This window comes from Psychrobacillus sp. (assembly GCF_056205495.1).
Window position 1 is genome coordinate 1 of record NZ_JBAEAP010000170.1, and the last position, 9,338, is coordinate 9,338.

At 38.1% G+C, this 9,338-nt stretch carries 7 protein-coding genes; 6 read left to right on the top strand and 1 reads right to left on the bottom strand.

Annotated elements, in window-relative coordinates; all coding sequences use genetic code 11:
- The 4 genes from AC06OU_RS05060 to AC06OU_RS05075 form a co-directional block, all read left to right on the top strand.
- A partial coding sequence (locus AC06OU_RS05060) for a DNA translocase FtsK (protein ID WP_475854388.1) occupies nucleotides 1–2,222 on the top strand: 2,222 nt, incomplete at its 5' end.
- A gap of 112 nt (nucleotides 2,223–2,334) precedes the next feature.
- Nucleotides 2,335–3,636 carry a UDP-N-acetylmuramate--L-alanine ligase gene (murC, locus tag AC06OU_RS05065; protein WP_475854390.1) on the top strand — a complete coding sequence of 434 codons (1,302 nt, stop codon included), beginning with the start codon at nucleotides 2,335–2,337 and terminating at the stop codon, nucleotides 3,634–3,636.
- Nucleotides 3,637–3,778: 142 nt separating this feature from the next.
- Nucleotides 3,779–4,237: a DUF948 domain-containing protein gene (locus tag AC06OU_RS05070; protein WP_169360024.1), complete on the top strand. Its 459-nt coding sequence runs from the start codon at nucleotides 3,779–3,781 to the stop codon at nucleotides 4,235–4,237.
- A 20-nt stretch (nucleotides 4,238–4,257) separates the two neighbouring features.
- Nucleotides 4,258–4,851: a YtxH domain-containing protein gene (locus AC06OU_RS05075; RefSeq protein ID WP_251556315.1), complete on the top strand. Its 594-nt coding sequence runs from the start codon at nucleotides 4,258–4,260 to the stop codon at nucleotides 4,849–4,851.
- Nucleotides 4,852–4,961: 110 nt separating this feature from the next.
- Here the strand turns inward: AC06OU_RS05075 and AC06OU_RS05080 are convergent, their stop codons facing one another.
- Nucleotides 4,962–7,103 (bottom strand): cell division protein FtsA, encoded by a 2,142-nt coding sequence (locus AC06OU_RS05080; protein WP_475854393.1) that lies wholly within the window; start codon nucleotides 7,101–7,103, stop codon nucleotides 4,962–4,964.
- A 166-nt stretch (nucleotides 7,104–7,269) separates the two neighbouring features.
- On the opposite strand from AC06OU_RS05080, the gene AC06OU_RS05085 reads away from it, so the two are divergent.
- Nucleotides 7,270–8,355, top strand: coding sequence for a bifunctional 3-deoxy-7-phosphoheptulonate synthase/chorismate mutase (locus AC06OU_RS05085; protein ID WP_475854395.1), 1,086 nt, complete (start codon nucleotides 7,270–7,272; stop codon nucleotides 8,353–8,355).
- A 119-nt stretch (nucleotides 8,356–8,474) separates the two neighbouring features.
- Nucleotides 8,475–9,338 (top strand): substrate-binding domain-containing protein (locus tag AC06OU_RS05090; protein ID WP_475854396.1); only part of this gene is annotated, 864 nt, incomplete at its 3' end.

Sequence of the window (9,338 nt, forward strand, 5' to 3'; positions counted from 1 at the left end):
AACCAATCGTTCCTATTTTAAAAGAAGAAAAACCGGAACAATTGGTAACGACTACAGAATTATATGAGCAAGAAAAAAGTGATGTGACTGTAGAGCCAGAAGTTCCTATTTTAAACGAACTTACTATAAAAGAAGAACCAACGTCAACGAGTATAGAAGTAGAAAGTTATGTACCTACACCAAAAGAAAAAGAGCAAGCGGTGGAAATGGTAACAACCACAGACGAAATATTGGAGATGGAAACTGACAATATAAAAGAAAATGCTGTTTCTGATTTAGAGCAACAAGGTAAAAAAGATGATCTTGAGCCGATGAATAACGAAGTAGAAAGCTATGTTCCTACTTTAAAAGAAGAAGAAGAACAACAAGCGGTGGAAATGATAGCAGCTACAGAAGTATTAGAGAAAGAAGATGCTGTTGAAATACTAGATTCTCCTTCATCGGTTATAGAAGTTCCATTAGAGGAAGTGCGAGAACAAGAAGTTGAAGTAGATGACCTTAAAGAACAGGTATTAGAGGACGAAAATCAGCCACAATATATGGAAGTAGAGAAACTGCAACCACAACAAGAAGACGTTAAAGTCACTGAAACTAAGTCAAAAGAAAAAATTAGACCTTTTAATGTATTGATGCTGAAGTCAGATAAGGAAAAGTTGAATAAACTAGAAAATAAAATAATCCCACTTTATCAAAGTCCTTCATCTAACCGTACCGTCGTGGAAGAAAAACCAATGGAAGCTCCTACACAGGAAAAAGTAGTCATTGAGGAAACAATTGCTGTTAATCCACCATTAGAGGAGGAACCTCAATCTACGTATGAAAAACCTTCCTTTAGTTACCTGTTACCACCCGAAATTAAGGATGAGGATAAAGAATGGATGGAAAATCAAGCTTTTACATTAGTAGAAGCACTTTCGTACTTTCAAGTAAGTGGAGAGATTGTCCAAATGGTCCAAGGTCCAGCAGTTACACAGTTTGAAATCACAGTTGGACATGGTACGAAGGTTAGTAAAATCCGTAACCTGGCAGATGATTTAAAGCTTGCACTAGCTGCTAAGGATATTCGTATACAAGCTCCTATTCCGGGGAAGCGTTCTATTGGTATTGAAATACCTAATAGAAAATCACGTGCTGTTCGAATCTCGGAGGTACTTAATACAGATGTCTTTAAGGAATCAGATTCTCCTTTAGAATCAGCGCTTGGTTTAGATTTGACTGGTAAACCAGTGACTATTGATTTAAGAAAAATGCCACATGGTTTAATTGCAGGTGCAACAGGATCAGGGAAATCCGTATTTATTAATTCCTTACTTGTAAGCCTCCTTTATAAAGCAACACCTAATGAGCTTAAGTTATTGTTAATTGACCCAAAAATGGTAGAGCTTGCTCCATTTAACCATATTCCTCATTTAGTGAGCCCAGTTATTACAGATGTTAAGGCAGCAACGGCAGCACTTAAATGGGCAGTCGAGGAGATGGAACGACGTTATCAGTTATTTGCTCATATTGGTGTACGTGACATTAGCAGATATAATACTTTGGCAACTGAAAAAAGACAGTTTGCTCAAAAACTGCCATACCTAGTAATCGTTATAGATGAGTTGGCAGATTTAATGATGATGGCGCCAACAGAGGTAGAGGATGCTATATGTCGTATTGCACAGAAAGCTAGAGCCTGTGGTATACATCTCGTTTTGGCAACTCAACGTCCTTCAGTGGATGTCATAACAGGTTTGATAAAAGCGAATATACCGACTCGAATTGCTTTTTCGGTATCTTCTCAAATTGATTCACGTACTATTTTGGATCAACAGGGTGCCGAACGATTGCTTGGTCGCGGGGATATGCTATATCAAGGAAATGGTATGTCAAGTCCTGTCCGTATTCAAGGTACCTATGTAACAGATGAGGAAATTGAAAGTGTTATTGAATTTGCTAGAAGTCAAGGTACTCCTGAATATATATTTGAGCAGGATGAGTTAATTCAGAAATCTGAGGTCGCAGCAGAGCAAGATGATTTATTTGAGGAAGCCTGCCGATTTGTTGTAGAACAGGGCACTGCTTCAACGTCCTTGCTTCAAAGAAAATTCCATTTAGGCTATAACCGAGCGGCTAGACTAATCGATGCTATGCATGAGGCTGGATTCATTTCGGAGCAAAGAGGCAGTAAGGCGAGAGAAGTGTTACTGAAAAACGACACTTTAGACCAAATTTTTAGTTAAATATATTTATTAATATTACGTACTAAAAAGTGATATAATGGGGAATACGTCTAATAGACGAACGTTTAGACAATGTATATAAGTGGGAATAATCCCAGGAGGTTTACAACGTATGACAAAGTATCATTTTACAGGGATTAAAGGATCGGGTATGAGCCCGTTAGCACAAATCCTTCATGATGAAGGTCATGAAGTGCAAGGATCAGATATTGAAAAGTACTTTTTTACCGAAAAACCATTACATGAACGCAATATAAATGTGTTGCTTTTTGATGAGAATAACATTTCAGAAGGTATGACAATCATCGCTGGGAACGCATTCCCTGATACTCACCCAGAGATTGTCAAAGCGAAGGAATTAGGAGTGGAAGTAATCCGTTATCATAAATTCTTAGGAGAATATATGAATCAGTTTACATCCATAGCTGTCACTGGTGCTCACGGTAAAACATCAACGACAGGGCTTCTGGCGCATGTTTTAAGTGGTTATAGTCCAACGGCGTATCTAATTGGTGATGGTACAGGTAAAGGGGTTGAAGACGCCTCTAATTTTGTATTTGAAGCTTGTGAGTATCGCAGACATTTCTTGGCATATAGCCCAGATTATGCGATTATGACAAATATCGATTTTGATCATCCAGATTATTTTAGCGATATTGAAGACGTATTTAACGCTTTTCAGGAAATGGCTATGCAGGTTAAGAAATGTATTATAGCGTGTGGAGATGATGCTCATCTTCAACGTATTAAAGCATCTGTGCCAGTAGTCTACTACGGCTTTGGCGAACACAACGATTTTGCTGCTCGTAATATTGAAAAGACGACAGAGGGTACTTCCTTTGACGTATTTGTAAGAAACGAGTTCTATCATCGCTTTACCATCCCAATGTACGGGGATCATGTTATTTTAAACTCACTTTCGGTTATTTCTCTTTGCCATTATGAAGGAGTACCTGCAGAGGTAATTCAGAGCGGCTTGGAGTCATTTGAGGGTGTAAAACGCCGTTTCACTGAGACTGTTATAGAAAATCGTGTGATAATTGATGACTATGCTCATCATCCTACAGAAATTTCAGTAACGATCCAAGGAGCACGTCAAAAGTATCCGGACAGAGAGCTTGTAGTAATATTCCAGCCTCATACGTACACTAGAACACAAAAATTCTTAAATGAATTTAAGGAAAGCTTAAGCCTGGCTGATGAAGTATACCTATGTGATATATTTGGCTCTGCTAGAGAAAATACCGGTACATTAACGATTGAAACGCTAGGTGATCTTATAGAAGGTAGTCACATCCTTCAGGAAGACAACGTGGAGCAATTACTAAATCATGAAAATGCGGTGTATATGTTTATGGGCGCAGGAGATGTCCAAAAATATCAACAAGCATTTGAAAAAAAACTAAATAGTTAATAAAAATGCTTAATCTCTTATGTAGATTAAGCATTTTTTAGAGGAGTTTTCAAAAAAAAGTAGTATAGTATATAGAGTAAGAAGTTTAGTTTGATTCATTTGGGGTAAAAATATTACATAACAAGAAATGGGGAGTGTCCACATGGAAAATCTTTTATACATAGCAGCAATTGTAGCAGCCATTGCTTTTTTAATCTTATGTATAAGCCTGGCGGTAACTTTGTCTTCCGTGAAAAAGACCTTAAACAATGTTGCAGAAACATTGGATGGCTTAGAAACGCATTTACAAAATGTGACAAAAGAAACAGCAGAGCTTTTGCATAAAACGAATGAATTAGCTGTAGATATTCAAGATAAATCTGAAAAGCTAAATACTGTGGTAGATGCAGTTAAGAACGTAGGAGTATCTGTTAATGGCTTCAACAATTCGATTCAACGTTTATCTACTTCTGTTACAACAGAGGTAGAAAAAAACGAAGATAAAATCGCTCAGGTTGTTCAGTGGAGTAGTATTTTCTTAGGTATCCGCGACAAATGGAAAGAGCGAAAAGCAATGGAGCAAGCAGGCTTTTATACATTTGAAAAAGATAATGTAAAATAATCTTACTGGAGGAATGGAATATGACAAATTACGAATCAAACAAACCAAATTACAATGATGCAAAATTTAATCAAGAGTACTATGCAAACCAATCTTCGTATGATCGCCAAGGACAGCCTAGCTATCCACCAATGCCTTCCTATAACGAGAGTCGTCACAATGTGTATAAGGACGAGGAAGTAAACGGTAAAGACTTTATCATGGGTGTAGTGATCGGTGGTATTATCGGTGCTACAACTGCTCTATTATTAGCACCAAAGACTGGAACTGAGCTTCGTGGTACGTTAAGCACACAAGCAGGTCAATTGAAGGATAAAACAATGGATCTTTCTTCCACTGCTAAAGAGAAAACAACTCAGCTATCTAAACAGCTACAGGAGCAATCTGGACAGCTTGTAGAAAAAGTGAAAAATATTAAAGGTGCTCCTGCTTCTCCATTAGATGATGGCACTGCTTCTTCCGAGGGCGAAGAGCCAATGGAATTCATGGAAACCATTTCTAAAACGACAGAAGAGCTAACAGATGAAGAAGAAAACGCAACAGCTGTAGCGGAAGCTATTAAAGAAGCAATTGCAGAAGAAACTTCAGATTCTAAAACTAATACAACAAAATAAAGATAGGCCGGAGATATTTAATCTCATGCCATACAAAAAGTGAAATTGCATATCGCAATTTCACTTTTGTGTTTTTATAGGGATTTAAGCCAACCATAATATTTTCTCCACTAATTAAAGAGTATTTCTAAATGATCCCCACCGAAAATTTCTTCATCAAATCGAGAGGGCTGTCCATTTCTTAAGATTTGAAAAGAGCCGGCATTCTCGGGAAGGGTCCACTCCGAGAATCGAAAAACGTCCTGGAAAATCCAAGGGGAAGTATTTATTTCTTCCCATACAAGTGTTGAACCAGTACGCACGACATCATTTGCATGAATTGTGACTTCTCCGATCTTAACAACTGAGCACTCCTTATAAAGTTTTACTTTTTCGTTTTGAAAGGTGATTTCTATTTGAGCATCTAATTTTTTATCTAATGCATTAGCATTAGCTAGCATTTCCAAAGTCGGGGCTTCACTAGAGCTAATTGTGATTACATCATTGTCCTTTATGGGACTTTCCAGTTTTCCTTTTACTCCGTTAATGAGAAGTGTAGGAGTTAAAGTGGGGATATAATGATTCTTTTCATTTATCGTTATGGTGTATGGTTTTAACCTATGAATATACATTTCTTTACGAATAGAATGTAAAAGCTGTTCGACTGTTTGAACAGTCTCTATAGTAATTTTGTCTCTTTCCTTCAATTCAGTGTCAGCGGAAGATGGTACCCCGTTGATAAAAATCCTTGGCTCTACTATATGAGTTTCTCCTTCAAAGCTAAAGGATTGAGCTACTGCCTCATCAAGTAGGTCTCGTACGGTCGCAGTTCCTGGAGTTCCATCCTTACCTTCCATTAACTCTATGATGTCCAAATTTTTAATAATTGTTTTCGTATTAGCTTCCAAGCCATTCACTTTGACTATTGCAGCCTGACCATGACCACCAGGAATATGGATTGTTTGGTTGTTCAGTTGAATAGATAAGGCCACTCCGGGTCTCCCATATAGCTTTCTCGTAGAGATATTTGCTGCTAAAAGTGCATCACCCACAGTCATTTCCTTCAATTCAAATAAACGAACAACCTGCTCGTTCACTTTTACTGACATATACTGAATAGGAGACTTTTTTGCAGCAATAGCAATTCCAATTGGTGTAACTAGCTCAGGAGAGACAGGGATATGTTCTTCCTTCGTTAAATTTTGTATCGCATCAATACCTCTTACAGCAACTCGGTTAGCCGGCAGACTTAAAGCTTGTTCCAGCGAAGTGGTAATGGTAGGTGTTAAGCTACCCCCACCTACAAGCATGACAGCCTTTGGTGAACGATTATTATTTAACCGTAAAATTTCTTTTGATATTTCACTAGCAAGTTCTGTGATCGTAGGTTTTAAGGCTGCAATTACCTCATCTTTTGGTACGTCCTGTTCAAAACCAAGTATGTCCTGAATTTGTATGTATTCATTATTATTAATCGCTCGTTTAGCTTTTTCAGCAAGAGGGAAGTCTAACAAATAATGCTCACTTAATGCTTCCGTGATTTCATCTCCAGCATACGGAACCATGCCGTAAGCAACGACAGTTCCAAAATCAGTTATAGCGATATCTGATGTTCCTGCCCCAATATCCACTAGTGCTACGTTCAGTCGTCGCATAGAAGGAGGGATTAAAACATTAATAGCAGCAATTGGCTCAAGTGTTAATGCTTCCATCTCAAGATTTGCACGCTTTAAAGCAGATATAAGGGACTCTACAACTACTCTGGGTAGGAAGGTAGCAATTACTTCTACTGAAGCCTCATCGCCTTGCTGGTCAACTAGGCTGCCGATTTCATCACCATCTAATCTGTAATAAAGTACACTGTAGCCAACACAATAGTAATGGCTGGATTGTTTATCGATATCAGGATGCACCAAACTATTCTGTGCATGCTGCACTGCAGAGAGTTCCAGCCTGCTCACGTCCTCTTCAGAGAAAATTGGACGATTTTTTATATCCATTTTCACTTTAGCTTGTTCTGTTTTTAGAGCACGTCCAGCAGCGGCCACACTTACCTTCTCTAGGGGACCATGCTTTTCTTCTAGCTTTTCTTTTATAGACTGTATAACTTCAGCAACTTTGAGCACATTATGTATTTGACCATCCAGCATCGCACGTTCCTTATGTTCTTCTACGAGGATGTCTACCACATGGAAAGACTCATCTCGTTCCTCTAAAATAATACCTACTACCGAACGGGTTCCAATATCTAATGCAAATAGGGTTGATGACAAGTTCTCACTTCCTTTGTTGGATAAAACACTTTAGCGAGTTGAATCGCTAAAATAAAAAGCGTGACATTCTTAGATTAATTGATTATAATATATTTTATATCTTAAAATGTATCACAATTTTCAGGCGATAGAAAGAGTCGTAGCTGAAACGAAAGGAGAAATATCTATGAATCAAATGGATTTAGAGGCTTTACGAAGCCGAGTTGATGAGGTCAATGTAGAAATTTTACGTTTGATCAATGAAAGAGCAGGAGTAGTACAAGAAATAGGTAGAGTAAAAGAAAAGCAAGGTGTTAATAGATATGATCCTCTTCGTGAAAGACATATGCTAGATCATCTTAAAGAACACAATGATGGTCCTTTACCACAATCTACTGTGGAGCATATTTTTAAAGAAATTTTTAAAACGGCTCTAGAATTACAAGTCGATGATCAGAAAAAAGCACTTCTTGTTTCTCGTAAAAAGAAATCAGAGGACACAATCGTAACGATTAACGGTGAACAAATTGGTACAGGGGCACCATCATTTGTATTTGGTCCATGTGCTGTAGAATCATATACACAGGTTGCAGAGGTTGCTGCTGCAATCCAATCTAAAGGTCTAAAGCTTATTCGCGGTGGAGCATACAAACCACGTACATCTCCTTACGATTTCCAAGGACTTGGATTAGAAGGGTTAAAGATCTTAAAACAAATTTCTGAAGAATTTGGATTAGCTGTTGTTTCTGAAATTGTGACTCCAGGTCATTTAGATGAGGCACTTGACTATGTAGATGTCGTACAGGTCGGAGCGCGTAATATGCAAAACTTTGAGCTATTAAAAGCAGTTGGACAAATTAATAAGCCAATCCTTTTAAAACGAGGGATTGCAGCTACGTTAGATGAGTTTATCCATGCTGCAGAATATATTATGTCACAAGGAAACGATCAAATCATCCTATGTGAACGTGGTATCCGCACATATGAAAGAGCTACTAGAAACACCTTAGATATCTCTGCAGTGCCAATCTTAAAACAAGAAACACACTTGCCGGTATTTGTAGATGTAACACATTCCACTGGACGTCGTGATATTCTTTTACCAGCCGCTAAAGCAGCAATTGCCATTGGTGCAGACGGGGTAATGGCTGAAGTACATCCAGACCCAGCGGTAGCATTATCTGATGCTGCTCAACAGATGAACTTAAAACAATTTGATGAGTTTTATGATTCCATCCAAAAATTCATGAAAAATCATGAGATTCACGCATAAATTGACACAAAACCGACTCTAAATAAGAGTCGGTTTTATTATATAATTGAAAGTTATTAAGGATATAAAGTATTATTTACATATATACTATAAATTAGATAAGTAAAGGAGGGAATACAATGACTATCACTATTTATGATGTAGCCAGAGAAGCAAACGTATCGATGGCCACTGTTTCCCGTGTAGTTAATGGCAATCAAAACGTAAAACCTGCAACTCGACAAAAGGTATTGGCTGTGATTGAACGACTAGATTACCGACCAAACGCAGTGGCAAGAGGCTTGGCAAGTAAGAAAACAAAAACGGTAGGGGTTATTATTCCTGATATTTCAAACGTGTTCTATGCCGAGCTTGTTCGAGGGATAGAGGATATTGCTACGATGTATCGCTATAATATAATCTTAACCAATTCGGATCAACAGGAAGAAAAAGAAGTTCAGTTATTGACGACCCTCTTAAGTAAACAGGTAGATGGTGTCGTTATGATGAGTGACTATATTTCAGAGGAAATGCTACATGAGATGAACCGTTCAAATGTGCCAGTTGTTTTAGCAGGCACCGTAGAGCATTCGAATTCTTTCCCTTCTGTAAATATAGAGTATCGTGAGGCAGCTATCGATGCAGTGAATCGACTAATCCAAAATGGACACAATAGGATCGCTTTTATATCGGGTTCTATTTCTTCTCCTATTAATCGTGACTTTAAGCTAGCAGGTTATGAAGAGGCGTTAGAAAATGCAGGTATCGATGTAGATGAGGAGTTAATAGTAGGTGTCGATAACACGTATGACGACGGTTTAATAGCGTGGGAGCAGCTAAGAAAATTAGAAAATCCACCGACAGCATTTTTCGCTGGAAGTGACGAACTAGCAATCGGGCTTATTCACGGAGCGCAGGATAGTGGATTAAACGTTCCTAATGATATCGAAATTATTAGCTTTGAGAATTCTAAGCTTGCTCGAATGGTTCGTCCACAACTAACT